Here is a 26,204-nt window from a genome sequence, read left to right as displayed (position 1 = left end):
TTGGCTGCTGGTTTTGCAATTTATAGACTCACACTGTCATCTTGATTTTAGTGAGTTTGATACAAATCGGGAATCGCTTATTAATGCCTGTGTAGCAAAGGGCATTAATCAATTTATTGTGCCAGGCATTAGCTTGGCGCAGTCTCAAAAACTACTCGAGTTTAAAGCAACCTACCCACAAATTAGAATAGCTGCAGGGCTACATCCTTATTTTTTAGAGCAACATCAGCAATCGCACTTAGAATCACTGTATAACTTTGCTAAAACAAACAAAACTCAGCTTGTGGCTATTGGGGAATGCGGGCTAGATCGCAGTATCGAAAACCTTGAAAAACAAACCTTTCTGTTTGAGCAACAAATAGCGCTTGCTAATGAGCTAGAGTTACCGCTGATTGTGCATCACAGACAAAGCCATGATTTAATAGCGCAATCGTTTAAGCGTTGTAAACCTAAGAATGGCGGTGTGATCCATGCTTTTTCAGGCTCAATACAACAAGCACAGTATTATATAAAAATGGGCTTTAAGCTTGGAGTGGGTGGGGTTATCACCTATGAGCGGGCTGCTAAAACTCGTGCGGTTGTAGCAAAGCTTGAGTCACAGCATTTAGTGCTGGAAACTGACTCACCTTCAATGCCGCTAAATGGTTATCAGGGAGAAATAAATACCCCATTGCATATTCCTAAGGTGTTCGATGCGCTCTATGCTTTAAAGCCAAATAGCGATAAATATCGATTAGCTGAGCAGCTTTATGATTCGTGCTCTGACGTTTTTTGTATATAACGATTTACTTGCCAGCGTTTTAACCCTCGGCCTAATTGCCAAGTAAAAATACAAGCAATCACTAGCATAAGTAATACTTGGCGGCCTAAATCGTGAAAATGGTTATGGCTTGAAGATACCGCAGCACGCGTTAAATAGGTAATAGATACAAAGCCAATAGGGCGATTGTCGTCAGAAATAACTTGTTCAACAAACGGTGTTTTTAACTTACTAATGCCAGGCGATGAGTCTGGTAGTAAGCCATATACATGATGTGATTGCCAATTATCGCTGCTTGCAAGCACTACACCTTGTTTATCATAAATGGTGGCTGAAAGAACAAACTCATCTTTACTGATATTGTTGCACAAGGTGGTGAGCTGCGATTTGTTTTTCTCTATCAGCGGGTTTTTGGCATTCAGTGCCATAAACTGAGTGAGTGACTTGGCTGCACTATCAGCACTATCATATAGTAGTTGATGGCTTTGAAAGCTACTGTTTATTCCTACCCAGCTTAATAATACAAAGCAGCCAGCGGCCAATAATAAACGAATTAGACGCTTTTTTTGCGAGGCTGTAAGTGGATTTTTAAGATGGTTATTTTTCATAGTCACCGTTTATGCTGCTGACAGCATTTTGATTTGATGTTACAACTACACTATAACCCTAAATCCCCCCTGATGGCGAATTTTGTATCTCATATCCTTATTATCAATGAGCTAAATGTCAGGAAATATAAACGGAGATCCCATGTCGAACGCGAACATGGCACAGCAAAGCGCTGAGCTATTATCATCATCACTTATTCTTAATAAATGGTTTAGCTACCAACAAGGTGTTTTTACACCACTAAATACAACACCAAACAGAAACCACGGGTTATTTAGTATTGCCTTTGGCGGTGATTTTAATATTCAGCATATTAATAGCATTATTGAGTTCTTTGCGGCTCACCAGCAAAAAGTAACGGCTATTTGTCAATATCAGCCAGATTTAGGGTTATCTCCGGCATTATGTTTTTATATAGAAAATGCAGAGCGTGTAATAAATCCACTTGAACTTCAAACTTTTGCAAATACCTTGGCGTGTCAGTTAGTGCAAGTAACCTGTCCCCCTGATTTACAAAAACCTGGGTTATTAGTAATGGATATGGATTCAACAGCCATTACTATTGAGTGTATTGATGAAATTGCACGCTTGGCGAATGTATATGACGAGGTTGCCAGCGTGACCGCGCAGGCAATGGCAGGCAAGCTTGATTTTAGTGAAAGCTTATATCAGCGTGTTGCTAAGCTTGAAGGCATTGAAAAGAGTTTAATTGATGAGCTTAAAAGTACACTGCCTTTAATGCCCGGTATTAAAGCGTTATGCCAAATTTTAAAACACCATGATTGGTATTTAGCGATTGCATCGGGCGGTTTTGTGCCGTTTGCTGAGCGAGTACAGGAGCTGATTAATTTAGATGAAGTGCATGCCAATGTGCTTGAATTTAAAGACGATAAACTAACAGGTAAAGTGTTAGGTGGGATTGTTGATGCTGAGCAAAAAGCGGTTGTTTTAAACTCGCTACAACAAAAGCTGGGGCTTGAAAAATGCCAAACGGTTGCCATTGGCGATGGCGCAAACGATTTAAAAATGATGGCTCAAGCTGGCTTAGGCGTTGCTGTACATGGTAAACCAAAAGTAGTTGAGCAAGCCCAAGCAGCTATTTGCCAAGGCTCGTTATTGCAACTGTTATATATGCTGGCGGTTCCGCTAAACACATCAAAGGTTTAACGTAAACGATTTAACCAGATGAGCTTTCGTCTAGACATTTGCTCAACCTGTTGTTGGTTGAGCGCTAAATGCTCAAGCGCTTCATCACTGACATCAATAATATCGCCAACACCTGATACAGACCACAAAGCATCCTCTAAGTCTTTGGCCTTGTGAATTGCGTATTGGCTGACGTATTTTAGCTCGTTTGCTAGGTAGTCAGTATCGAGTCGACCAGTGCGTGAAATATATAAACGCATTATAAAAATCAGCTCAGATTTAAGCCCTTTTCTTACTTGCTGTTTAAACTCGCTGCAGTCAGTACCTAAAACACATTGGCTGGTAATAGCATCCGCTATATTATCTTTTTTAGGATCAAAGTTAATTATTAAACTAAACTCTAATGGCGGATCTTGGCGGGTACGCTCTTTAATATTAGGGGTGATCACATCAATAATATGCGCTTTAGTAATAATATCCGATAAGTCTGTTTTAGCATTTAATAAGGAAAAATTTTGCAAAATAATATGCAGTGGGCTTGGATATAAACCAAATCCCATAGCGCCAATTTCAAAATGCGCCATTGATTTATGTAAATAAATCGGAAACTGGCAAAGCGTTTTGGTTACCATATTTCTAAGTGCTGTAGAAAGCCCGGGTACTTTAGGTGATTCTTCTGCTACTTTTAATTTTTGTTTATTGCTACTTATTAAAAGAGTAAAAAAATCGACCCCAGTATGAGATGAGCCTTTATCTACATACGCTTTCAAATTAATGGTAGTCAGCGATTTACTCACAGCCATTACTTCATATTGAATAAGATTTAATGAATAGTTTTTAGTAATTTTTTGCAAATCAGGAAATGATAACGAAACAATATCGCCTTTTTTAAAGTTCACTTCTTGATTGCACTCTAGCTGTAAGCCAAATATTGAAAAATCACGGGTATGCCCATGTAATACCGCATCACGAGTATTAATCACAACATTAGTTTTGTATAAATAGCGTTTATTAGAGCGAAGATTTACATACTCTAGAGGCACAGTATTAAGTTCCGGTGGCGATGCGTGCTTACTGTGGCCAAAATATTTCAATTTATTGGCTAAGGCTTTATCAAATTCATATTGTTGATAATGTTGTTGTTCATGCTCATTACCAACTTGGGTAAGTAGCATTAAATACTTAACGTCTTTTATTGCGCCTTCAACACGTGGTGAAGGTGGTTTATTTAGTTTTTCAATATCTTTGCCTAAAGAGTTAGGTAAAGATAAAGGAATATAAGCATCTTCAGTATGACTCGGCATTAGTTGTAATTTAAAGCAGCGCCAACTGTCTCTTCGGCTACCAAAACCAAAAAATAACGCTTTTAATTTTGCTTGTTGCTCAAGCTCTGAGCGAGTGGCTGAGTAATAATAAATTTTTCCTGCAGAGACATGGGTAAAGGTATACAAATACTCTTCTTTTACTGCAATCGGTTTTAGCGCCAAGGTACGAATACGCTTATGATTTAACACATTGTAAAGGCATGATTTTTTGCGTTCATCAGTAAAATAACGCTGAATAAATAAACTGTTTTCAGTAGTTAAGCTCAGGCTAGGATAATAAACGCCGTTTTGCTGGCTAATAAAAACATATAAAGAATTAACCCTAGGTATATAATATTGTTCATACCCTTTAGAAATAACTGCATCGAGGGTGTTATCTAAATTCACTTTATAACGGCGTTTATTGCCATGAATAAAGCTTTCTAAAAAACGATCAAACGCGCTGTTATTTTCTTCAAATGTACGCTTCAAGCGGATATGATTAAATTCTTCTGAGGTATTTTCTATTGCAACGACTTCATATTTAACGCCACTTTTGAGGCCAAGCTGAAAATCTTGCTCTAAGCCTACTAGGTGCATATTTATAAGCTGACCTTTTTTTAAGCGATAGCGCGACGCTAACTTAATTTTACAGCCACTGATTGAAATATCAGAGGTACTTGCATCGATTTTTGCTTGTCCGTCATACTCAATAGTAATTTTAATTGAGTAATTCATCCGCTCTTCACTGCGATTTTCATAAGCTGCAAATTTAATTACATCGGTAGACAATTCGCGCGATGATTCAATTTCTTTAGGTGGGGTAGTCGTTGATTTTTGTTGTAATACGCGATAATTATTTTCGGTATTCATTACCGCTTCGTATACTGCAAGAGTGTAATCTTTATGTTGTTTTATAGCCGCTTCAAATACTTCAATAGCGGTGTCATCCATAAAGTGCTGCTTGCCTTTGTATTCATAAGGTTTTACTTGACCAGTGACTAAACTACGCAGATCAATAAAACGGTCTATCGGCTGAGATAAACGCGACATTTCCATTTTTATTAAAAACTGCTCGGGTTTAGTTAACTCGGCGGTTTTTGTCTTGAAAATGAGATCAAATTTAGGATTTCCTAAATACTGTTTTAATTCATCTACAAGCGCTTCATGCTTAAGCAATACGTCATCAGCCATTTATAAATCGTCACCGTCTAATTTAAAAAGTAGGTATACTGTTACAATTATTTATTAGAATATTTAATAAATCGAATCTCGCAAAGCCGCCAAATGCGGCCATAATACTATGCGTAACTATACTTTGTTTTTAACCTGAACTCCGGATAATAAATCCATCTCAAGCAGCTATTTTCAGCGCTAACTGCGTTGAGTTTACTTGCAATAGGCTAGCTATTGACGCGTAATTTCGCCTTGTTTTCACTAAAAATCTCTAGCTAGAGAAAAATAAGCACAAATATCTATTTTGACTCAATATGTTAGTAAATATCTTAACCAGAGTTCAGGTTATTTATTGTTATTCTCTAATAGCCAATTAATTGGCAAGGGTTAATTAGTTTTTTAAAGCAAGAAACATGCCCTAAAGTAGGTTAAGTGAAACTACATTAGCATACTGTGAGTGTGATACTAAATGCGCTGATCCACAAGACGTTGTTGCTAAGGTAGAGCCAGCAATGGCAAAATAAGCGCTTAACACTGTGTATTTCAAAATAAAGAATAGTAGGTAAGGTTTAAATGGCTAAAGCGGCAAGAGTAGAGTTTGTTTGTACAGAATGTGGCATGAACTATCAACGCTGGCAAGGTCAGTGTCGCTGTGGCGCGTGGAACACTTTAGCAGAGTTTAAACCCTCTGCAGGGCAAAACAAAAAGGTAGCTGCTCGTGCAAGTGTAGGTGGCTATGCAGGCGGCATTGGTGGTGGTTCTAAAAAGATTAATGATGTAGCCACTGCAGAGGCTGAAAAACAGCTTACTGAAATTGGTGAACTAGATCGTGTGCTAAGTGGCGGTGTAACCACCGGCTCAGTTAATATTATTTCTGGCGATCCTGGGGCGGGTAAAACAACGCTGCTATCTGATTTAGTGGCAAGAATGTCTCAGCGTATGCCATCACTTTACTGTACTGCTGAGGAGTCCCTGTCGCAGTTTAAAAACAGGGTTAACCGGTTAAAGCTTAATTACAACGAAGATGAACTTTATTTACTGTCTGAGACCAGTGTTGAAACTATTATTGAAGAGCTTGATAAAAACAAAATTAAATTTGCCGTTATTGACTCCATTCAAGCAGTTGTTACCGATACCGCAAATGGTAGCCCTGGTTCGCCTTCTCAGGTGAAAAGTGCTGCTCAGGCATTAACACAGTACTGTAAGCAAAACGACGTGACTATGTTTATTATTGCTCACGTAAATAAGAATAATGAAATAGCCGGCCCGCAAACTCTAGTACATATAGTTGATGCACTGTTACATATTGATACCAACGATGGTCAAGTGCGCACCCTACGCGCTAATAAAAATCGCTTTGGTGATATAGATACTGTCGGTATTTTTAAAATGTGTGAACGCGGAATGCTCAGTGTTGATAACCCCAGTGAAATTTTCTTATCGGGTTCAACCACCGAGTCACCAGGGTCGACGATTACCTGTATTCGTAAGGGAAATCGTAATTTACTACTTGAAATTCAGTGTTTAACCACAGAAACCGAGGCAGAGTTTCCACAGCGAGTATGTGTTGGTTTAAATATGAATCGGATTAAAATGCTTACCGGTATTTTACGTAAGCACACTAAAACCAAAATATTCCACGATACGTTTTTTAATATTGTCGGTGGTTTAAAAATTGATGAATCAGAAACCTGTATTGACTTAGCGCTTGTTACTGCACTTTTGAGTAGTTTAAACGAATTCGTTGTTCCACGAACCACCTGTATTATGGGAGAGTTAAGTTTAAATGGTGATGTACGCCCAATCGACAGTGGTGTGCCCCGTGTTAAAGAAGCGGCGCAACATGGGTTTACTGAAATATTTATCCCATTTCGTAATTACCATAAATCCATGGAAGGGCTAGGTGCTAAAATAACGCCAGTTAAAACAGTGCACGAGCTACTTAGCTTAATAAATTAACGCTTACAGCGACTGCCGAGCAATGTTACTCTTTAGAGTAATACCGCTTATATACAGAATAAGGAAATAACATGAAGAAATTAGTGATTACAGCCGCGATTATTGCTGCAGGTGTGGGTGGCGTAAGCTATGCAAACTATGTAGCAACCCAAGAGGTACGCGCTGAGGTTGATAAGCAGTTGGCTTTGGTTAGCGAGCAAACAGGTGCAAGCTTTAACTATGCAGAGCTATCGGCGAGTGTTATTTCAAATAGTGTTGCTATTAGCAATATAGAAGTGACTAGCCCTGAGGGTAAAAATATTGCCACAGTTGAGCATGTGGAAGTAACAGGTTACGAAACCGATAAAATATCGCCACATACTGCTTTTACACTAAAGAATTTCCAATTTGATGAAGGTTTTGTCGCTACACTGCCAGCAGATACAAATACACAACTTGCCTCGGCCAGTTATGATTTACACTCATCATTAGATTACGATGAACAATCTGGAAACAGCGATATAGTTGTTAAACTACACGCCAACGATATTGCCAGCATTGATATGAATATGGGACTGGCTAATTCTAAAGCGCTTATGGATGCTTCACTAGAAATAAGCAAAGCTCAGCAAACAGCAGGTGATACCCCGCTTACTTATGAGCAAGAGTTACAACAGCAAACACTTATTATGCAAGCAATGAGCAAGTTAGAGCCACGTACTTTGAGTGTAATGCTCGATAATCAAGGTGAGTTAAGTACCTTGCTAGAAAGTGAGCTAGCCAAACAAGGTATGACACTAGAGCAAATGCAAATGATGCTGGCTCAACAGTTACAACAAGCGCCGGTAACCGAAGAAATAGCACAAGCATTAACTGACTTTGCTAAAGGCCTAAATTCGCTTAGTGTCTCGGCTAAACTACCGGAAGGTAAAACCATGATGGAAGTAAATCAGCAGCTAATGATATTAGCAGGGCAACCTGAAGAGCTGGTTAAGTTTATAAACTTAGAAGTTAAAGGCAAATAAGCACTAGTTATTAACCAGACTTTACATGTTAAATAATGAAAGCGTGAGTTTAGCTCGCGCTTTTTTGTGTCTTTATTAATTAAATATTATATATATTTGTAAAGTAACCTACTATTTTAAATGAAAGGTGATTGCTTGGATTCTGCTAAGGGACATGGGCTTGACGCTGCAGCTTTGCCTGCTTATTTTCTTCGCCTACTAAGTTACCAACTCGTAGCGTGATAAAGTCTCCCCTCGGTGAAACAAGTTTTAATTCTGAAATACAACAGCCCCTGGTAATTGGAGTTTTCTGTTTGAGTAAAAAAATAAAGTATTTGTGCATAATGTGGCTTGTTATTGTGTTTTCGATCCCATCTGTATTAGCTGCAGGTCCTGCTGTGCGTTTTGAGCGCTTATCAATAGAAAATGGGTTACCACAAAGTAGTGCAAAAGCGATTTTACAAGATCAGCAAGGGTTTTTATGGATCGGAACTGAGGAAGGCCTTGCGCGTTACGATGGTTATGAGTTTAAGGTCTTTAAAAAACAGAAAGATGATTTGTATTCGTTATCAAATAACTATATTAAGGTAATTACTCAAGGTAAAGACGGTGAATTATGGATAGGCACACGAGGAGGTGGTATTAACCGTTTTGATCCTACTACTGAGCGGTTTATCCGTTATATGCATGATCCAAACGATGCAAATAGTTTAAGCGATAACTCAGTGCACGCTATTACCCAAGACTCGCAAGGCAATATATGGATTGGAACAGATAAAGGTGGCCTGAATCGGTTTAACCCCAGTACCAAAAAGTTTACTCATTATCGCCATCAAGCTGATACTAAAAATAGTATTAGCGATGACGCGATTAGTGTTATAACTTCGGATGATAACGGCTCACTTTGGATAGGAACATGGAATGGGGGCCTTAACCATTTCAGTCCAAAAACAGGACTGTTTAGCCATTATAGTCATCAGCCTAATCAAATAAATAGTCTTAGCAATAATACTATTAGTGCCATTCATATAGATGATTTAGATAACTTGTGGATAGGAACACGTGGTAGCGGTTTAAGTTATTTTAATTTAGTAGAAAAAAAGTTTACCCATTATAAATATCAATCAAATAACGACAACAGTTTAAGTGATAACAATGTCGATGCAATTACGCCCGATAAACAAGGTAATCTATGGCTAGCTACGCTAGGTGGTGGGCTTAATTATTTTAATATTACCAAGAAACAATTTACTCATTATCGTTATGATGCAACAAATCCTAATAGTTTAAGCAACGATATTGTTAGAGCAATTATTTACGATCAGCATGATAACTTGTGGGTAGGAATGGACGGCGGAGGTCTCAATCGTTCAAATTCAATTGCTAGGCAGTTTACCCATTACAACCATCAAAGAACAGACCCTTACAGCCTTAGCCATAATATGATCAGAGCAATTACCCAAGACCGTGAGGGGTCATTATGGATAGGTACATGGGGAGGTGGGCTTAATAAATTTAATTCAGCTTCTGAGAAGTTTACTCATTATCGACATGATGACACCAGCAGCAACAGTTTAAACGACGATCGTATTTACGCAATAACCCAAGATAAGCAAGGCTATTTGTGGCTTGGGGCCGATCAAGGAGGGTTAAGTCGTTTTGATCCTTCAACAGAGAAATTTAAGCACTTCCGCCATGATCCAAGTAATATAAATAGTGTTCGTGGAGAAGCTATTAGTGTAATAACAGAAGATCGCGATGGATATTTATGGTTAGGCTCATGGCAAGGATTGAGTCGTTTTAATCCTCTTACTGAGCAGTTTGTTCACTACAATCATGATCCAAATAATAGTAATAGTTTAAATGATGATACCATCCGAGTGATCACCGAGGATCGTCGTGGTCACCTTTGGTTAGGTACATGGAAAGGAGTTAATCATTTTAATCCTGATACACAAACGTTTACTCACTTCACTCATCAAGATACTAACCCTCGAAGCTTAAGTCATAATACCGTCTACGCAATCAAAGAAGACCATTTAGGTAATATTTGGGTAGGGACAGCCAGTGGTTTAAATTTACTTGATAAGGCAACGGGAAGTTTCACTCATTATTTTGAAGAAGATGGCTTAGCAAATAATGTCATTTACCGAATTGAAGAAGATAATACTGGTATTTGGCTGAGCACTAACCAAGGACTCTCGCACTTAAATACTAAAACAAAACGCTTTAAAAATTATAACGTTAGCGACGGCTTGCAGAGCAATGAATTTAATGCCGATGCCTCATTTAAAAGTAAAACGGGCGAGTTGTTTTTTGGTGGTATTAACGGGTTTAATCGTTTTTATCCAAATGATATTAAAATTGATAGTCGACCTCCAAAGGTGGTTTTTACTGATATGTTGCTGTCGAATAAGTCGGTACCAGTAGGTGAAGTTAAACGTAAAACGGCTACCCAAACAGAGATTGTGAATAACATTAGATCTGGATATAGCCTCGAAAAAGCAATTCACAGTACTTCTGAAATAACGTTAACTCATAAGCAAAACTTAGTTACTTTTGAGTTTAGTGGTCTGTATTTTTCTAATTCGAAAAAAAACCAATATGCATTTCAAATGGCTGGTTTAGATAACGAGTGGATAAAAACGGATTATAAAAACCGTCGTGCAACTTATACTAATTTACCTACTGGGGAGTATATTTTACGTGTTAAAGCGAGTAATCCTTATGGGGTTTGGAATGAAACTGCTACAGCATTAAAAATCAAAGTGCTACCGCCACCCTGGTTGTCGTGGTGGGCTTACACCGGTTATGTAGTCTTAGTTGTGTTGGCTATTTGGTTATTTGTGCGCGCGCAATATAAAAAAGTGCACTTTATTAAAAAAGTAAACGAGCAACTAGAGCTTAAAGTGGCAGAGCGTACTTTAGGGTTACAACAAGCGAATGCAGAGTTAGTAAAGTTAAGTGTTATCGACGAATTAACCGGACTCTACAATAGACGATTTTTAGCCAATAACTTACTTGCTGATATAGAGCTGGTCAATCGTAAATACTTTGAACACAGCGAGCAAAAAACACTAGCAACTATTAAAGATGCCGATCTAATTTTTTTCCTTATTGATATTGATCACTTTAAGCGAGTTAACGATGTTTATGGCCATACTGCCGGAGATGCCGTATTAATGCAGATAAAGGACGTTTTAAAGCAGATATTTAGAGAGTTAGATTATTGTGTTAGATGGGGCGGAGAGGAGTTTTTAGTCGTTGCACGTTTTTCAGAACGTAATAATGCCGCTGAATTAGCCGAAAGACTTAGAGCGGCTATAGAAAAACACGCTTTTAAAATTAGTGATAGCGAAACGATTAATAAAACCTGCTCTATTGGGTTTGCAAGCTACCCATTTCTACCCAATAGGCCTCAAGCATTGAGTTGGGAGCGGGTCGTTGACATTGCTGATCATTGTTTATATGCAGCTAAGAACTCCAATCGAAATGCATGGATAGGGTTGGATAATATAAGTTGCGAGGCGGACGGTTTATTTGCCCAGATTACAGAGAACACAACTGCATTAATTGAGGCTAATCATCTGCAAGTAAAAAGCTCATTAAGCAAAAATATACAAATAAAGTGGCAGTAAATAAAAGCCGCACTTGATTATTCAAGTACGGCTTTTATTATTTTAGCTGATAGCTGATAGCTGATAGCTGATAGCTGATAGCTGATAGCTGATAGCTGATAGCTGATAGCTGATAGCTGATTATTTAGTGAAGAATACGGGCTCTAATTGTGCCTTCAACAGCACTCAGTTCTTTTAGTGCTACTTCAGATTGAACGGTGTCTACGTCAATAACCACGTAACCAATTGCTTCGTCCGTTTGTAAGTACTGTGCGGCAATATTAATACCATGCTGAGCAAACGCTTGGTTAATTTGCGTTAACACGCCAGGGCGGTTGTGGTGCACGTGTAACAAGCGACTACGGTTGGCAAGTTCTGGTAATGATACTTCAGGGAAGTTAACTGCTGTAATAGTTGAGCCATTATCTGAGTACTTAGCGAGTTTACCTGCTACTTCAATACCAATATTCTCTTGTGCTTCTTGAGTCGACCCCCCAATGTGCGGCGTTAAAATAACGTTGTCGAATTCACGTAGTGGCGAAATAAACTCTTCATCGTTTGATTTAGGCTCAACTGGGAATACATCAATGGCTGCACCGCTAAGTTTCTTCTCTGTTAGTGCTTCAGCTAGGGCGTCAATGTCAACCACAGTACCGCGAGAAGCATTAATTAAAATAGACCCTTGCTTCATCACGGCAAGCTCTGCTGTACCAATTAGGTTTTTAGTTTGCGGTGTCTCTGGAACATGTAAGCTAATAATATCAGCGCGTTGCAACAGCTGCGTTAAGTTATGTACTTGTGTAGCATTACCTAAAGATAGTTTGTCTTCAATATCGTAATACTCCACGTTCATACCAATATTTTCAGCCATAATACCCAGCTGAGTACCAATGTGACCGTAACCAATAATACCTAAGGTTTTGCCGCGTGCTTCAAACGAGCCATTAGCTGTTTTTAACCAGCCGCCACGATGGGCAGCGGCATTACGCTGTGGAATACCACGTAATAACAGCAATATTTCACCAAGTACAAGCTCAGCTACAGAGCGAGTATTTGAAAACGGTGCATTAAATACCGCAATACCGCGCTCACGCGCTGCGTTTAAATCTACTTGGTTTGTGCCAATACAAAAACAACCTACAGCAACTAGCTTTTCAGCTGCGTTTAATACAGATTCGTTAATATGAGTACGAGAACGAAGCCCTACAAAGTGCACATCTTTAATGCGCTCTATAAGTTCGTCCTCTGGCAACGATGTTTTAACGTAGTCGATATTGCTATAACCGTTACGTTTTAGCGTTTCAACAGCGCTTTGGTGAACACCTTCAAGCAAGAGAATTTTAATTTTGTCTTTTGCTAACGATACCTTACTCATAACCATATCCTATTTAATTTGTGGCCCATTTTTAGTGCCGATAATTACTTTATCAGCACCGCGCTCTGCAAATAGGCCGTTGGTGACTACGCCAACAATTTGATTTATTTGTGTTTCAAGCTGTTTAGCATGGGTAATTTTTAAATTATGTACATCTAAAATAACGTTGCCGTTATCGGTTACTACACCTTGGCGATAAACTGGGTCACCACCTAGTTTTAATAATTCACGGGCAACGTAGCTACGTGCCATCGGAATAACTTCAACCGGAAGAGGGAAGTCTCCTAGGGTATCGACTAGTTTTGTATCATCAACAATACATACAAACTGTTTTGCTACAGCTGCCACTATTTTTTCGCGGGTAAGCGCCGCACCGCCGCCTTTGATCATTTCATTTAAGGCGTTAATTTCATCTGCGCCATCAACGTATACATCAAGTGCTGCTACATCGTTAAGCTCAAACACTTCTATGCCAAGCTCTTTTAAGCGCGCTGTAGATGCTTCTGAACTTGATACTGCACCAACGATGGTGTCTTTAACTGTGCCTAGGGCATCAATAAAGTGATTAACGGTTGAGCCTGTACCTACACCTACTATGGTGTTTTCTTTTACAAACTCGAGTGCAGCCCACGCAGCTGCTTTTTTTAATTCATCTTGTGTCATTGTTGTCTGCTCATTGGTGTCAAAATAGGCTGTTAGTTTACAAGGTTAGTTGTTACCAACAGTAGGTTTTATCGGGTGTTATGATCGTTTTTAGTGGTACATCCCACGATTCAATCGGTAACTCATCGACTTGTTGGCACGCATGTGCGAGGCCAATAAGTTGCGGTTGTTGCCAGTGTTGTTCGTATAAACGTGCCAATGTTCTATCGTAAAACCCACCTCCCATTCCAAGGCGATTACCAAATTTATCAAATGCCACTAATGGCATTAGAACGTAATCAAGCTCAGGTAAGGGGCATATTTGAGAGCAGTTCAACTTAGGCTCCAAGATACCATAGCGATTTGCTCTCATGGGTGAGTTTTTTTCATAGCGTTGAAATAGTAAATTAGCCCCATTAAATGGATGAATTACGGGCAAGTAAATAGCCTGGTCAGTGTTCCATAATTCATTAATTAACAATGAGGTATCTAATTCTCCATCATTACTTAAATAAAGCGCGATATGGCTTTTTTTGGCCGAATTTATGCTTTTTAAATGTTGAATAAAATTCACTTTAAGCGATTCGGCGGCTAATTCTTGCTGGTTTTTTGATAGGTTATTACGTGCTTTACGAATATCGTGTCTTATTTGTGCGCGATTATTACTCATTAAATAACTTAACCGTAATTAAAAAGAGAATAAATTAGGAAATAATAAGTACATAGTAAGTACAATAAGCAATATTACGGCTGTAGAAATCAGCGAATATAAAACAAGGTTGCCGCGTTTTTTGGGCTCAGTAGAGAGGGGCTCATCAAGCATTAAATCGTCATCTTCCCATACTTCATTATTTTCATCAGGTAATGATAATTCAACTTCAGGGAGGCGTTGCTCAATATCTTCTAGTTTTTCTTCAAGGCGAATTAGGCTACTGGTAATGTAATCTAGGGCGTCAAATAAGCGCTGATCTCGCTGGCTGTCGTAAGCTGTTTGAGGTGCCGTTTGTGTAGCCGCAGCTTGCTGAAGTTTGCTTTTAATCCCCAGCGTTGAAAGTAACTTAGCTTGCTTGAGTGCTTTATCTTTGGGGCAAGGGGCAAATAACGGTTTGCCATCAAAAAAAGCAGCCACTTTTTCTGGCGAGGTTTTCAGCTTTTCTGTCAGTGCAGTGGTCACTGCTTGGCTGTCTGCGCCTTCTGCAAGTCCTACAAATATAACACGAAAATTGTCGGCCATTTTTTATCCCTAATACGCTTTATTGTATAAGCAGAGTATATACCTAAAATGTTAAACAGTTCGAGACTGTTTTACGACTAACTTAGTACACATAGCAAAACGGCCCTAAAAAGGGCCGTTTAAATATTAGCTAAGTGGCTTATAGACCAGCTGCTGCGCGAAGTGCGTCTGCTTTATCTGTGCGTTCCCATGGGAATTCGTCACGACCAAAGTGGCCGTAAGCCGCTGTTGGAAGATAAATAGGGCGCTCAAGGTCAAGCATTTGAATTAGACCGTAAGGGCGTAAGTCAAAGTGTTCACGAATAAGTTCAATTAAACGCGCTTCTTCTAATTTACCTGTGCCAAATGTTTCAACACTGATAGAAGTAGGCTCTGCAACACCAATAGCGTAAGACACTTGAAGTTCACACTTATCAGCAAGGCCTGCAGCAACAATGTTTTTAGCAACGTAACGTGCAGCATAAGCCGCTGAGCGGTCAACTTTTGATGGATCTTTACCAGAGAAAGCACCACCACCGTGACGAGCCATGCCACCGTATGTATCTACAATGATTTTACGACCAGTTAAACCACAGTCACCCATTGGGCCACCAATAACAAAACGACCCGTTGGGTTAATGAAAAATTTAGTTGCGCTAGTAATAAGCTCAGCAGGAAGTACTGGCTTAATAATTGTTTCCATTACCGCTTCTACTAAGTCATTTTGCGATACATCTTCGCTATGCTGAGTAGAAAGTACAACGGCATCAATACCTACTGGCTTGCCATTTTCGTATGCAAATGTAACTTGTGATTTTGCATCTGGACGTAACCAGTTAAGCTCGCCGCTTTTACGAACCTCAGCTTGACGCTGCACTAAACGGTGAGAATAAGTAATTGGAGCAGGCATTAACACTTCAGTTTCGTTACATGCGTAACCAAACATTAAGCCTTGGTCGCCAGCGCCTTGCTCTTCAGGGCTTGTACGGTCAACACCTTGGTTAATGTCTGGAGACTGTTTACCAATAGTGTTTAAAATTGCACACGAATCGGCATCAAAGCCCATATCTGAGTGTGTGTAACCAATTTCACGTACTGTTTTACGTGTAATTTCTTCGATATCAACCCATGCGCTAGTAGTGATTTCACCACCAACCATAACCATACCGGTTTTAACGTAAGTTTCACACGCTACACGGGCATGAGAGTCTTGCTCTAGGATAGCATCAAGTACCGCATCAGAAATTTGATCGGCGATTTTATCCGGATGACCTTCAGAAACAGATTCAGAAGTAAATAAATGTTTTGCCATTGTAATTATGCTCACAAATATTGCGCTTCACAAACGTCGGTATTAGCGCTAAAAAATTAAGGCGCGTATTTTATCTAAAACAAGTGAACTTGCATAGTTTTTTTACGCCTAGACGTCTAAATAAAATATATAATAGTAAAAGGTTCTTAAAAAATATTCATAATGTCCTATTTTTATGGGTTTTTAATTGCACACAGCCCCTACAATAAGTAAGAATGGAGGTATATAAATACCCGCGCAAATACATATAAAGGTAGGAGAATTCATGCCATCTCGCAAAGAACTTGCAAATGCTATTCGCGTCTTGTCAATGGACGCAGTACAAAAGGCCAAATCTGGTCACCCTGGAGCCCCTATGGGCATGGCTGATATCGCAGAAGTATTATGGCGCGATTATCTAAAACATAACCCAACAAATCCAGAGTGGGCTGACCGAGATCGATTTATACTCTCAAATGGTCACGGTTCAATGCTAATTTATTCTCTATTGCATTTAAGTGGTTATGATTTACCGTTGGACGAAATTAAAAACTTCCGTCAAATGCACTCTAAAACACCAGGCCACCCAGAATACGGTTATGCGCCAGGTATCGAGACCACTACGGGCCCACTAGGCCAAGGGATCACAAATGCCGTAGGCATGGCAATTGCTGAAAAAGCATTAGCCGCTCAATTTAACCGTGAAGGTCACGACATTGTTGATCACCATACCTATGCATTCATGGGTGACGGTTGTTTAATGGAAGGTATTTCTCATGAAGCCTGTTCGCTTGCTGGCACATTAGGCCTAGGCAAGTTAGTGGCATTTTGGGATGACAACGGCATTTCAATCGACGGTGAAGTTGAAGGCTGGTTTAGCGATGACACACCAGCACGTTTTAAAGCATACGGCTGGCATGTAATTAGCGACGTTGATGGCCACGACAGCGATGCTGTAAGTGCTGCAATTAGCGAAGCCAAAAGCGTGACCGACAAACCAACGCTAATTTGTTGTAAAACAGTAATTGGATATGGCTCACCTAATAAATCAGGTAGCCACGACTGTCATGGCGCACCACTAGGTGATGACGAAATTAAAGCATCTCGTGAGTTCTTAGGTTGGACGGGTGATGCATTTGAAATCCCTGCTGACATTTACGCACAGTGGGATAACAAAGAAAAAGGCCAACAGCTTGAAGCAAGCTGGGATGAGAAATTTGCCGCATACGAGCAAGCATTCCCAGAGCTAGCAGCAGAATACAAACGCCGTACAAATTCAGATTTACCTGCTGATTGGGCTGAAAAGTCACAAGCGTATATTGAGCAGTTACAAGCAAACCCGGCAAATCCAGCATCACGTAAAGCATCACAAAATGCATTAAACGCATTTGGTCCGTTACTACCTGAGTTTATGGGTGGCTCTGCCGATTTAGCAGGTTCAAACTTAACAATTTGGGATGGCTCTAAAGGCTTAACGGCAGACGATGCAAGTGGTAACTACGTTTACTACGGTGTGCGTGAGTTTGGTATGTCGGCAATTATGAATGGTATTGCACTTCATAAAGGCTTTATCCCTTACGGTGCAACGTTCTTAATGTTTATGGAATACGCACGCAACGCGGTTCGTATGGCTGCATTAATGAAGCAACCAAGCATTTTTGTATACACGCACGATTCAATTGGTTTAGGTGAAGATGGTCCAACTCACCAACCAGTAGAGCAAATTGCCAGCATGCGTTTAACGCCTAACCTTTACAACTGGCGCCCATGTGACCAAGTTGAGTCGGCAATTGCATGGCAACAAGCTATTGAACGTAAAGACGGTCCTACATCATTAATCTTTACTCGCCAAGGCTTAGAGCAACAAGCACGTGATGCACAGCAATTAAGCGACGTTAAAAAGGGTGGTTACATCCTAAGTTGTGACGGCAACCCAGAGCTTATTTTGATTGCAACCGGCTCTGAAGTACAACTAGCGCAAGACTCTGCGAAAGAGCTACGTGCGCAGGGTAAAAAAGTACGTGTTGTATCTATGCCGTGTACTGATGCGTTTGAAGATCAATCGCCTGAGTACAAAGAAAGCGTATTGCCAGCAAGCGTTTCACGTCGCGTAGCGATTGAAGCGGGTATTGCTGATTACTGGTACAAGTACGTAGGTCTAAATGGCGCCGTAGTCGGTATGACCACCTTTGGTGAATCAGCTCCAGCTAACGAGCTATTTGAGTTCTTCGGCTTTACGGTAGAAAATGTAGTTAACAAAGCAAACGCATTGTTTTAATTAATTACTTTAGTGTTTTAAAAGCCCGCGCTGTGTAAACAGGGCGGGCTTTTTTATGAGCTGTACTTTTATCACTTCTCTAAAGCGTAGTGTCTCATCGCCCTCTTTGTGCACAAATCATTAAAAATTAATTTGAACGAAGAGAAGCGAATGAGAAGAAAATGAGGTAATACAAAACCCAAATTATAAAAAATAGTTGTTTGATCACTTCTCTAAAGCGCAGCGTTTTTTAGTTCTCTTTGTCCATAAATCACTAAAAGTACTGTTCGAAACTCGCATCCCGTTGCTCGAAGCAAACTCCCCTATAAAGTCGTTCATTTTTAATCTTTTGGCTGCTAAGTGAGTAATTTTCACAGCACTTAACTTGCAAGGTTTTTGTGTATCAGGCACTGTGGAGGTAGCAAAATTATAAATTAATAACAGGAGTTAACATGCCAAAGTTCGATAACGTTAGTGTGGTTAAAAAAGCCAATGTATATTTTGATGGCAAAGTATCAAGCCGAACTGTGCTTTTAGGAAATGGTGAAGCGAAAACCTTGGGTTTTATGCAACCCGGTGAATTTGAGTTTAATACTAACCAAAAAGAGTGTATGGAGTTGTTAGCAGGGCAGTGGGATGTGTTATTACCAGGTGAAAGCGAGTGGAAAACATTTAATGCGGGTGAGTCATTTAATGTTGATGCTAATGTCAGCTTCCATGTAAAAGTAAGTGATTTTGCTGATTATTGCTGTTCATACACAGATTAATTACATGAATGGTTAAATTATCAGCACCTCTGAAAGGCCGCTATCACGCGGCTTTTTGCATACTTAATGCTAAATGAATGATCTAAATCAGGTGGGGTAATAAATAATTGCAAAATTTAGCTATTTCTCTTGTGTTAATTCGTTTAGCCCCCAATACTAACTGTGAGGTAACATAAAAAAGGATACCCTATGAAAATTAATCTTTCTGGTCACCATGTTGACGTTACTGATTCTATTAAAGAACACATTAACGAAAAGTTTTCTAAAATTGAGAGTCATTTTCCATCATTGATAGCGCTCGACATTATTCTTTCAAAAGAGCATCACAAGTTCCAAGCAGAAATTAGTACTAATTATGAAGGTGCGCGAATATCGGTTAAAGGGGAAAACGAGGTTATGTACCCAGCCATTTCCAGCGCAGCTAAAAAACTCGATGCCGCACTAAAGCATCGTAAAGGGCAAATAAAAGCGAACTTACATGAAAAGCCTGTAAGTACCACACCTGAAATAGCACATGAAATCATCCAAGAGATGGATTTAAATTAATAACTAACAATGTGTTATTTTTAAAAAGAGCCTAAGGGCTCTTTTTTATTGTCTGTAAATTAGGTAAGTTATGCATTCACACAGTTTATTAATGATTAAAATTAATAATAAAAGCAGATAACACACCAAATTTGAGAAGTTAATGCAGTACACACAAAGCACATGGAAGTCTCGGTTAGGAGCGCTCGGCCCAGGTATTTTAATGGCTACCGCTGCCATTGGTGGCTCACACTTAGTTGCATCGACTCAAGCTGGCGCATTATTTGGCTGGCAGCTATTTTGGCTTATTGTGGTGGTTAACGTTTTAAAGTACCCGTTTTTTCGTTTTGGTATGGAATACACACTCGCTACTAAAAATAGTTTAGTCGAAGGGTATAAAAACCAAGGGCCTGGCTATTTTTACAGTTTTATTGTATTAAATATTATTGCCGCTGTGGTAAATACCGCGGGCGTATTGTTGCTTACTGCGAGCTTATTACACTACGCATTACCTATTAGTATTCCTGTTACCTTATTGTGCTGGTTAATATTGGCTGCGTGTTTAATTATATTATTACTAGGGCACTTTAAAGTGCTCGATAACGTTGCAAAAGCTATTATGGGGCTACTTACTATAGCAACCATAACCGCATTAGTTATTGCTATAAATAACGGCCCTGTAGCACCTGTAAACTATGTTGGGCCCTCACCGTATGAACTTGCCATGTTGGGCTTTATGGTTGCTTTAATGGGCTGGATGCCAGCGCCTATTGAAATATCGGCACTGAGCTCGTTGTGGCTTAAAGAAAAACAAACTCAGCAAAGTGTGACTAAAAGCCAAGGCTTATTCGACTTTAATGTAGGTTATTGGTTAACCGCCGGGCTTGCGCTGGTATTTTTTAGTTTAGGTGCGTTAGTGCAATATGGGCAAAGCAGTAATATAGAGCTTGGCGGTGTAGCCTTTGCTAAACAGCTGATTGATATGTATGCACTTACTATTGGCGAGTGGGCAAGGCCTTTGGTATCAGCCATCGCGTTTTTGTGTATGTTTGGCACCACACTCACCGTGCTTGACGGTTACGCCCGCACACTTAACGAATCGCATAAACTTCTAGGCTTTAAGCAATCAAAACACAGCTTAAATACGTGGCTTATATTACAAGCATTGGCCGGTATGGCGGTGATCTTATTTTTTAAATCAGCTCTTGGGCCCATGCTTACCTTTGCCATGACGCTTGCGTTTGTAACCACACCGGTTTTTGCATGGCTTAACTTCAGCCTAGTTCGCTCAAAGCCTGCGATTAAACACAGTCTACTTTTGCGTGGCTTAACCTGGTTAGGCTTGGTGTACTTGGTTGGTTTTGCTATGGCGTTTGTTGTGTGGAAGTTGATGTGATTTTATATTCGAGGTTCTAGGTTCGAGGTGAAAGGAACAAATCAAACAACCTCTGCATAAATGTCATTTGTTGTAGACCGTGATAGGCTACGGTGGGCGAGAATTGGCCTGTCAAAAGTAATAGCTAGGTGAAAAAGATGATCATACTTGAAAGCCAAGTATTTAAGACAATCCCTAAGTCTCCAGAACAGAGCTGTATCTTTTTAAATAATACGCAAACAGATAAAGTTGTTGATGGTACTTATTTGGAGCTTTGTATTAAAGCGGGTTGTAAATACCTTGTCTTTATGACGGATGACATTCCTTACGAGGATATGCTTCACATCCATCTCTTGAATGAGCGCCTTGATATTGTTGATTCAGCTACGATTGGTAGCATGTATTCAACGGGATCTTTTCGAAATTATAATATTCAAAACTCGAACACGTTAAATTTTCATTTTATTGGCGATACTGAATGGAAAATAGAAATACTAGATAGCAAGAGATTTTTATTTCCACTAATTTCTTCACTTAAAGGAGTTTCGAGAAAGAATATTTTTTATCAATATTTTAAAATTTATAGCAATCCTTCGTTATAAGCCTTGTAACTTTAAATTGTCCTAGGGGATCATTATTTTATGTTTAATCTACAAGGAAGAAACTATGATATTTAATATGCTCATTACAGACAACTTCGCATCATTTTATGATGAGGATAAAGAAGTACATATTTTTATTGATAGTTTTGATAATCAAAGGTTTGAGATACGAATAGGGGACTTAGAACACTCGAAATCAGTCGGTAGCGTTTTAGCTTCAAGTAATGATGAGTTAAATATAAAGTTATTAGCGCTTTATATTAAATATTAATACACGGAAAAATGAGTTGTAAATGGAAATAAGAACAGGTGAGCTTTCAAACCCACACGTCATAAAACTATTACAAACGCATCACAACGATATGCTAAAGCACTCACCTGTTGAGAGCGTACATGCACTTGATGTGAGTAAACTGACTCACCCCAACATAACATTTTATAGCTTATGGATTGATAATAATTTAGCGGGTGTAGGTGCATTAAAAGCGCTCAATGCCACTCATGGCGAAATTAAATCAATGCGTACATCAAGTAACTATTTGCGCCAAGGCATAGCGGCTAAGTTACTTACGCATATTATTGAGCAGGCAACACTGCGAGGTTACAAAAAGCTAAGTTTAGAAACTGGAACAGCAGAGGCATTTGTACCCGCACAAAAGCTTTACACTCAATTTGGTTTTAAAGAGTGTGAACCGTTTGGTGATTATGAGCTAGATCCGTACAGCTTATTTATGAGTAAAGGGATTTAAACCATTTGTACCAAAAGTTAAAAGAGCATTACATCGCCTTTTAATTCTTGATTTACTAACTACTTAAAATAAGGAAAGTCTAAGTAACAGTATTTTGTAGGTTATGATTAACTTAGAACTCTTAATTTTGATATAGTTGATAATTACTATATGAACCTGATTATAATTTATAAAAGAAAGGGATAGCTTAGATGACGTTAAAACATAGCCATAACGATCAGGCAACTGCTGACACTTGTCATTTTTTAGGTACGGAGTCTTTTGTCACCACTATAGCTGAAGATATTGAGAAGTCAGAAAGCCCTCGCACTATAGCTATTACTGGATATTGGGGGAGCGGAAAAACGTCTTGTTTAGCTGGTGTATATAAAAAAGTAACTGCTACTTCTCCAGCCGAAATTACTAATAATAAGCAAGAACAAACGGGTAAATATACCGGTATATGGTTTGAAGCTTGGCGTTATCAAAATGAAGTATCACCAATTATTGCATTACTACATTGTATTAAAAATCACTTTTCATCGAGTAAAAAGTTTATTGATGGAGCAGGCAAGTTAGCTAGCGTAAGTGTACTTGGTGCATTAACTGTTTTAGATGGTGTGATAAAGCAGGCTACTGGTTTATCGGGTTTTAGCAAAATAAGCGAAATCGGTGAAAAATACGAAAAAGATAATCTAATGAGTCGCTTAGCAGCAGATCAAATCAATGATGCTCTTACTAAGGCTGTAAATGTTTTATTAGGTGATAATAAAGAGAAGCTTGTAATTTTTATTGATGACTTAGATCGTTGTGAACCAGAAAGTGCTTATAAATTGCTTGAGGGATTGAAGCTATATTTGAGTATACCTAATTGCACAGTTGTTCTTGCTATTGATCAGCAGCAAATCGAGCGATTTTTACAGAAACAGTTTATTAACTTAATGTCGGAGAGGAAAAGCGAAATTGACAGTCAATATAGCTACCTCGGTGTTGAATATTTAGAAAAGCTATGTCAAGAAGCTTATCGTTTACCCATTCCTAATCAAAAACAAAAATCAGATTTTTTTATATCCCATCTAAAGTTGTTGTTTGAGGATGAAAATGGCTCTACCGTTATTGCGGATTTAAACGAAATACTGAAAAGCTATGATGTTTTGCCGGCTAACCCTAGGCGGTTAAAAATGATCTCTAATAAACTCGCAGGCTATTTAAGAAAAGTTGATGGATCAAATGTAAAGGGTGTTATTAATGAAAATTGTTCACTTTTTAAAGAGTTTAATAACATAATAGAGCCAAAAAGATCGGAGTCTTTTGCTGCTATAGCTCTCATTATTTCTAGCCTTTCAGTAAGTTACAGGAGAATATACGAAAGTATTGAATTAAGAGCTGATGCAGCTAGGGATATTTTTGACTTTGTTACATCAGAAAAAGGTACTAATTATAGTACTCCTAGCTCTGCATTCTATGAATTAAATAAGGATCATCGTACTACTGATGTTCAAGCAAAATATGAGCACCCAAGTGATCTAAGTATCTTCAAATTAAAGCCTTTATTTGACGAGGTAACAGGTCTACATGTTTATACTCAATCTACACCTAAGACTATTAGCGAAATTATGCATCAATTTGTTAACTACTTTAACCATAATCAGGTGAACTAAATGTGGACACAACAATCTGTGGATCTGTTTTCTGGAATTGTACCTAAGTTTATAGACCCAATAGTTAGTGATTTTAAGGATCTAGAAAAATCACCACTGTATCGTTATTTAGACCAATTTTTAAAAGAAGAGCGCTATTTAGATAACCAAGGCTTAGCTTTAGATGATAGCGATGGTGACAAAAAGTTAGTTCACATTGATGAACTTTACGTTATACCAAAACTAAGCAAAACCCGTTTTACAGCTGAATATTTAGCGAAAATTGATGGAGATGATAAAGCGACAAAGTCTTTGCCTCTAAATAGTGTCGCTGATTTAATAGTTGAAAACCCAAGAACAGTCTTGTTGGGTGATCCGGGAGTTGGTAAAAGTACATTAATAAAATGGCTGGTTTGTTCACTGTGCCATTGGAGTGACAATTATGCAAAAAAACGCTTAGGCCCGCTTTTCCCTCTTTTACTTACTGTACGTAAATTATCACAAGTAAATTTATCTGAGCTATCAAATGAAGAATTCATAAATTTAATATTTATGCAGCAAGGTGATGCTCTCTCTAATTTGATATTAAATGAGAAGAACACTAAAAACAGCTTTTTTGATTTATTAACTACTGGACAAGTTTTCTTTTTAATTGATGGCTTGGATGAAATTTCTTACGAGTTAACAAGTTGGCTTGCTAAGCAAATTAAGCAATTATTGCGTGAGTATCCTAAAACAAGACTTTTAATGACCAGCCGTATTGTTGGTTTTAATAATCAGAGCTTTTGGTATGAAAAAGATATAAGAAGTAAATTTATAAAGGCAGATACCCCTTTAAAATACAGTATTGAACAATTCAGAAAAGAAATGATAGCCAATATCAGCGCGGATAATGAGTTAAGTAACGATATGGAAGTCTCTTTGGATAAAGCTCTAAATTTACCCACTATTTTATATCTGGCACCTTTTTCTCCAGAGCAGAGAAGGGCATTTTCAGAAAACTGGGTAAAAAAATACTTACCTCCTAAAATGGAGCTAAGAAAAGAGTTTATTGAAAATATCACTAATATTAGTGCTCAATTAATTCAGATAAATGCTTTATCGAGAATACCTGTATTGCTTAACTTAATTTGTTTTATTCAATGGCGTAGAGGTCGATTACCTCACGGTAGAGCTGAGTTATACCAGAGAATTGTTGGAACATATCTAGAGTCAATGGATAAAGCTAGAAGGTTAGAACACAAACTAAGTCATGAATATGACTACCAGGATATTAAGAACTGGCTCTCTAAGCTTGCCTATTTTATGCATGCAGGAGACTTATGCTTACCGGACAAAAACATAGTCTCATTTGATGAAGCTGAATTAGAAGAAGCTAGAGAATGCCTACCGAAACCAAATCTCAATAGCAGTTTTTTTACAGTAAAAGAATCGCAATTAAAGCTATTTTTAGAGTTACAGCTATCTGAAATAATAGATGTTGATTCATTATCTGAACATAGTAATAACTTGGTCGATTATTTACAAAATAGAACAGGCTTTTTAATACCCAAAGGTGTAGAAGATGGAGAAAATGTATTTGGCTTTAGTCATTTATCATTCCAAGAATATTTTTGCGCCTACTTCATAAGTTTAAATTTAGATACGTTACAGGATAATAAGAGTGGTTTTCAGTCCCTCGTGAATAGTACGTATGAAGCGGCTTGGAAAGAAATTTGGGTTTTGGTTTTTGAAGAATTATCTACACAAGGGAAGAGCCGAAAAGAAATAGGAATTTTTTATGATAAAGTTTTTGATAATGTTCATTTTTCAGGTTTAAAGTTATTCTATGAAAATATAATCTTTCTTTTACAAAAAGAATTTATAGATAATACAGCAATTAAATTACCTTTAAAAAAAGAAAGGAGCCTAGAGTTAGATCTTCTGAAAGCGATTTATACTAAAAGCAGATGCGAGACTTTAGCTGCTATTTTATCAGTTGACGAAAAGGTCGAAAATGAGAGTGAGCTAGTTCGACTTTTAAAAAATGAAAAAGAGATAACTATTTACTTTAACAGATTGAAAAGCTTTCTTTGGTTACAAGAGCTTTCAGAGATAAAATCCCTTACACTTTGCGACTTTCATAGTTTCGACGATTTCCATGAAATAAAGGATATCAATTTTAAAAATTTAGTAAGTATTAACTTTAATGGCGAGTTTGAAAGTATACCCCATTTCAGAGTTTGTGATTATGTT

At 38.4% G+C, this 26,204-nt stretch carries 21 protein-coding genes; 14 read left to right on the top strand and 7 right to left on the bottom strand.

Annotation, left to right across the window (positions count from 1 at the left end):
* Nucleotides 1–13: 13 nt before the first annotated feature.
* On the top strand, nucleotides 14–781 hold the full coding sequence (locus tag QL989_RS03605) for a TatD family hydrolase (protein WP_198523603.1): 768 nt from the start codon (nucleotides 14–16) through the stop codon (nucleotides 779–781).
* Here QL989_RS03605 and QL989_RS03600 read toward each other — a convergent pair.
* The gene (locus QL989_RS03600) at nucleotides 748–1,368 is read right to left on the bottom strand and encodes an AhpA/YtjB family protein (protein ID WP_138608770.1); all 621 of its coding nucleotides are present in this window, start codon (nucleotides 1,366–1,368) and stop codon (nucleotides 748–750) included. The genes QL989_RS03605 and QL989_RS03600 overlap by 34 nt on opposite strands.
* Before the next feature lie 142 nt (nucleotides 1,369–1,510).
* Between QL989_RS03600 and serB the strand changes: the two genes are divergently transcribed.
* Nucleotides 1,511–2,536: a phosphoserine phosphatase SerB gene (serB, locus tag QL989_RS03595; RefSeq protein ID WP_178956485.1), complete on the top strand. Its 1,026-nt coding sequence runs from the start codon at nucleotides 1,511–1,513 to the stop codon at nucleotides 2,534–2,536.
* Here serB and QL989_RS03590 read toward each other — a convergent pair.
* Complete coding sequence (locus tag QL989_RS03590) at nucleotides 2,533–5,013, bottom strand: PilZ domain-containing protein (RefSeq protein WP_178956484.1); 2,481 nt, start codon at nucleotides 5,011–5,013, stop codon at nucleotides 2,533–2,535. The genes serB and QL989_RS03590 overlap by 4 nt on opposite strands.
* Nucleotides 5,014–5,568: 555 nt before the next feature.
* Between QL989_RS03590 and radA the strand changes: the two genes are divergently transcribed.
* The 3 genes from radA (at nucleotide 5,569) to QL989_RS03575 (ending at nucleotide 11,575) form a co-directional block, all read left to right on the top strand.
* A complete protein-coding gene (radA, locus tag QL989_RS03585; protein ID WP_178956483.1) occupies nucleotides 5,569–6,954 on the top strand; it encodes a DNA repair protein RadA in 1,386 nt (461 codons plus the stop codon).
* A gap of 71 nt (nucleotides 6,955–7,025) precedes the next feature.
* Entirely contained in the window at nucleotides 7,026–7,958 is a 933-nt protein-coding gene (locus QL989_RS03580) for a hypothetical protein (protein WP_138608762.1), read from the top strand.
* A 293-nt stretch (nucleotides 7,959–8,251) separates the two neighbouring features.
* Nucleotides 8,252–11,575 (top strand): ligand-binding sensor domain-containing diguanylate cyclase, encoded by a 3,324-nt coding sequence (locus QL989_RS03575; RefSeq protein WP_290168299.1) that lies wholly within the window; start codon nucleotides 8,252–8,254, stop codon nucleotides 11,573–11,575.
* Between the two features lie 124 nt (nucleotides 11,576–11,699).
* On the opposite strand, the gene serA is transcribed toward QL989_RS03575, so the two are convergent.
* The 5 genes from serA to metK all read right to left on the bottom strand — a co-directional run bounded on the left by serA (nucleotide 11,700) and on the right by metK (nucleotide 16,096).
* Nucleotides 11,700–12,929, bottom strand: coding sequence for a phosphoglycerate dehydrogenase (serA, locus tag QL989_RS03570; RefSeq protein ID WP_055013065.1), 1,230 nt, complete (start codon nucleotides 12,927–12,929; stop codon nucleotides 11,700–11,702).
* A gap of 9 nt (nucleotides 12,930–12,938) precedes the next feature.
* Nucleotides 12,939–13,592 (bottom strand): ribose-5-phosphate isomerase RpiA, encoded by a 654-nt coding sequence (gene rpiA / locus QL989_RS03565; protein ID WP_138609384.1) that lies wholly within the window; start codon nucleotides 13,590–13,592, stop codon nucleotides 12,939–12,941.
* 52 nt (nucleotides 13,593–13,644) lie between these two features.
* A complete protein-coding gene (locus tag QL989_RS03560; protein WP_138570863.1) occupies nucleotides 13,645–14,241 on the bottom strand; it encodes a 5-formyltetrahydrofolate cyclo-ligase in 597 nt (198 codons plus the stop codon).
* 18 nt (nucleotides 14,242–14,259) lie between these two features.
* Entirely contained in the window at nucleotides 14,260–14,805 is a 546-nt protein-coding gene (locus QL989_RS03555; protein ID WP_290168294.1) for a hypothetical protein, read from the bottom strand.
* A gap of 139 nt (nucleotides 14,806–14,944) precedes the next feature.
* The gene (gene metK / locus QL989_RS03550; RefSeq protein ID WP_008110316.1) at nucleotides 14,945–16,096 is read right to left on the bottom strand and encodes a methionine adenosyltransferase; all 1,152 of its coding nucleotides are present in this window, start codon (nucleotides 16,094–16,096) and stop codon (nucleotides 14,945–14,947) included.
* Nucleotides 16,097–16,361: 265 nt separating this feature from the next.
* On the opposite strand from metK, the gene tkt reads away from it, so the two are divergent.
* From tkt to QL989_RS03505, 9 genes are all read left to right on the top strand, one after another.
* Nucleotides 16,362–18,353: a transketolase gene (gene tkt, locus QL989_RS03545; protein ID WP_290168292.1), complete on the top strand. Its 1,992-nt coding sequence runs from the start codon at nucleotides 16,362–16,364 to the stop codon at nucleotides 18,351–18,353.
* A gap of 431 nt (nucleotides 18,354–18,784) precedes the next feature.
* Entirely contained in the window at nucleotides 18,785–19,099 is a 315-nt protein-coding gene (locus QL989_RS03540; RefSeq protein ID WP_010387728.1) for a pyrimidine/purine nucleoside phosphorylase, read from the top strand.
* 189 nt (nucleotides 19,100–19,288) lie between these two features.
* Nucleotides 19,289–19,645, top strand: a complete 357-nt coding sequence (gene raiA, locus QL989_RS03535) for a ribosome-associated translation inhibitor RaiA (protein WP_008110321.1) — start codon at nucleotides 19,289–19,291, stop codon at nucleotides 19,643–19,645.
* A gap of 142 nt (nucleotides 19,646–19,787) precedes the next feature.
* Nucleotides 19,788–21,020, top strand: coding sequence for a divalent metal cation transporter (locus QL989_RS03530; protein WP_290168289.1), 1,233 nt, complete (start codon nucleotides 19,788–19,790; stop codon nucleotides 21,018–21,020).
* Between the two features lie 137 nt (nucleotides 21,021–21,157).
* A complete protein-coding gene (locus QL989_RS03525; RefSeq protein WP_290168287.1) occupies nucleotides 21,158–21,601 on the top strand; it encodes a hypothetical protein in 444 nt (147 codons plus the stop codon).
* Nucleotides 21,602–21,665: 64 nt separating this feature from the next.
* A complete protein-coding gene (locus tag QL989_RS03520) occupies nucleotides 21,666–21,872 on the top strand; it encodes a hypothetical protein (protein WP_076920677.1) in 207 nt (68 codons plus the stop codon).
* Nucleotides 21,873–21,894: 22 nt separating this feature from the next.
* Entirely contained in the window at nucleotides 21,895–22,350 is a 456-nt protein-coding gene (locus tag QL989_RS03515) for a GNAT family N-acetyltransferase (protein WP_290168285.1), read from the top strand.
* Nucleotides 22,351–22,541: 191 nt separating this feature from the next.
* Nucleotides 22,542–23,990, top strand: coding sequence for a P-loop NTPase fold protein (locus QL989_RS03510; RefSeq protein ID WP_290168282.1), 1,449 nt, complete (start codon nucleotides 22,542–22,544; stop codon nucleotides 23,988–23,990).
* Nucleotides 23,991–26,204, top strand: a 2,214-nt coding sequence (locus tag QL989_RS03505) for an NACHT domain-containing protein (RefSeq protein ID WP_290168280.1), incomplete at its 3' end; no start/stop codon positions are given.

This window comes from Pseudoalteromonas sp. APC 3224, assembly GCF_030407535.1.
Lineage (GTDB): Bacteria > Pseudomonadota > Gammaproteobacteria > Enterobacterales > Alteromonadaceae > Pseudoalteromonas.
The sequence above is the reverse complement of the archived record's forward strand: the minus strand, read 5'-3'. Positions and strand labels throughout refer to the sequence as shown.

Bases quoted from the DNA above. Each gene is read 5' to 3' on its own strand.
- QL989_RS03600 (WP_138608770.1), bottom strand. From the start codon at position 1,368: ATGAAAAATAACCATCTTAAAAATCCACTTACAGCCTCGCAAAAAAAG.
- serB (WP_178956485.1), top strand. From the start codon at position 1,511: ATGTCGAACGCGAACATGGCACAGCAAAGCGCTGAGCTATTATCATCA.
- QL989_RS03590 (WP_178956484.1), bottom strand. From the start codon at position 5,013: ATGGCTGATGACGTATTGCTTAAGCATGAAGCGCTTGTAGATGAATTA.
- radA (WP_178956483.1), top strand. From the start codon at position 5,569: ATGGCTAAAGCGGCAAGAGTAGAGTTTGTTTGTACAGAATGTGGCATG.
- QL989_RS03580 (WP_138608762.1), top strand. From the start codon at position 7,026: ATGAAGAAATTAGTGATTACAGCCGCGATTATTGCTGCAGGTGTGGGT.
- serA (WP_055013065.1), bottom strand. From the start codon at position 12,929: ATGAGTAAGGTATCGTTAGCAAAAGACAAAATTAAAATTCTCTTGCTT.
- rpiA (WP_138609384.1), bottom strand. From the start codon at position 13,592: ATGACACAAGATGAATTAAAAAAAGCAGCTGCGTGGGCTGCACTCGAG.
- QL989_RS03560 (WP_138570863.1), bottom strand. From the start codon at position 14,241: ATGAGTAATAATCGCGCACAAATAAGACACGATATTCGTAAAGCACGT.
- QL989_RS03555 (WP_290168294.1), bottom strand. From the start codon at position 14,805: ATGGCCGACAATTTTCGTGTTATATTTGTAGGACTTGCAGAAGGCGCA.
- metK (WP_008110316.1), bottom strand. From the start codon at position 16,096: ATGGCAAAACATTTATTTACTTCTGAATCTGTTTCTGAAGGTCATCCG.
- tkt (WP_290168292.1), top strand. From the start codon at position 16,362: ATGCCATCTCGCAAAGAACTTGCAAATGCTATTCGCGTCTTGTCAATG.
- QL989_RS03540 (WP_010387728.1), top strand. From the start codon at position 18,785: ATGCCAAAGTTCGATAACGTTAGTGTGGTTAAAAAAGCCAATGTATAT.
- raiA (WP_008110321.1), top strand. From the start codon at position 19,289: ATGAAAATTAATCTTTCTGGTCACCATGTTGACGTTACTGATTCTATT.
- QL989_RS03530 (WP_290168289.1), top strand. From the start codon at position 19,788: ATGCAGTACACACAAAGCACATGGAAGTCTCGGTTAGGAGCGCTCGGC.
- QL989_RS03525 (WP_290168287.1), top strand. From the start codon at position 21,158: ATGATCATACTTGAAAGCCAAGTATTTAAGACAATCCCTAAGTCTCCA.
- QL989_RS03520 (WP_076920677.1), top strand. From the start codon at position 21,666: ATGATATTTAATATGCTCATTACAGACAACTTCGCATCATTTTATGAT.
- QL989_RS03515 (WP_290168285.1), top strand. From the start codon at position 21,895: ATGGAAATAAGAACAGGTGAGCTTTCAAACCCACACGTCATAAAACTA.
- QL989_RS03510 (WP_290168282.1), top strand. From the start codon at position 22,542: ATGACGTTAAAACATAGCCATAACGATCAGGCAACTGCTGACACTTGT.